This window comes from Mesorhizobium prunaredense, assembly GCF_900156895.1.
Taxonomy (GTDB): Bacteria; Pseudomonadota; Alphaproteobacteria; order Rhizobiales; family Rhizobiaceae; genus Mesorhizobium; species Mesorhizobium prunaredense.
On sequence record NZ_FTPD01000031.1, the window covers coordinates 1660 to 2466 of the forward strand.

General features: G+C 65.4%; 1 protein-coding gene and 1 pseudogene. Both read left to right on the plus strand.

Annotated features, from left to right (window positions below):
• Window positions 1-306: 306 nt before the first annotated feature.
• Window positions 307-402, plus strand: a pseudogene (locus tag BQ8794_RS36635) (integrase); the annotation flags it as partial.
• A gap of 3 nt (window positions 403-405) precedes the next feature.
• Window positions 406-807: tyrosine-type recombinase/integrase (locus BQ8794_RS36640; protein WP_244555057.1), on the plus strand; the 402-nt coding region annotated here is incomplete at its 3' end.

The window sequence follows — 807 nt, forward strand, 5'->3', positions numbered from 1 at the left end:
GGAGCATGGACAGAAAGGACGACTGCCTTGCACTCACCCCCTTGACGGCCGAGCGATTAGACGACCCGCTGCGCGGGATGGGCGCGCGCGGTGAGGTAGAGGTCACGATCCGGTTGCCGCGCCCGTATTGAGCGTCGTTCGGCGGGGGCAGAGCATCACAGGCTTCTTCAACAAGGAGCCTGACCATGCCCCATCCTGTTCTCGATGCGCCGATCAGCCCGCTGCGCCAACGGTTGATTGACGATATGACCATGCGCCGGCTTCAGCCAGGAGACGCAGCGCAACTATCTCCGCGACATCGGACGCCTGGCGACGTTCCTCGGGCGTTCACCAGACACAGCGACCACCGACGACCTGCGCCGGTTCCAGATCGAGCAGCAGGGCGACGGTGTTCCCGTGCCGACGATGAACAGCATCGTGTCGGCGCTGCGCTTCTTCTTCACGCATACGGTCGATCGTCCCGATCTGGCGCGCAAGCTCGTTCGTCTGGCGCACCCGCGCAAACTGCCGGTGGTGCTGAGCCGCGACGAGGTCGCCCGGCTCCTCAACGCCACCACCTGCCTCAAGCACCAGGCCGCACTGTCGGTCGCCTATGGTGCGGGCTTGCGCGTCGCCGAGGTGTCGATGCTGAAGGTCGCCGATATCGACAGCGAGCGCATGCTGCTGCGCGTCGAGCGTGGCAAGGGCGGGCGGTATCGCAATGCCATGTTGTCGGAGGATCTACTCACTCTGCTGCGCCAGTGGTGGATTGTCGGGCGGCAGCAGGGCGTGATGCACCGCGACGGCTGGCTGTTTCCGGGGCAGCAT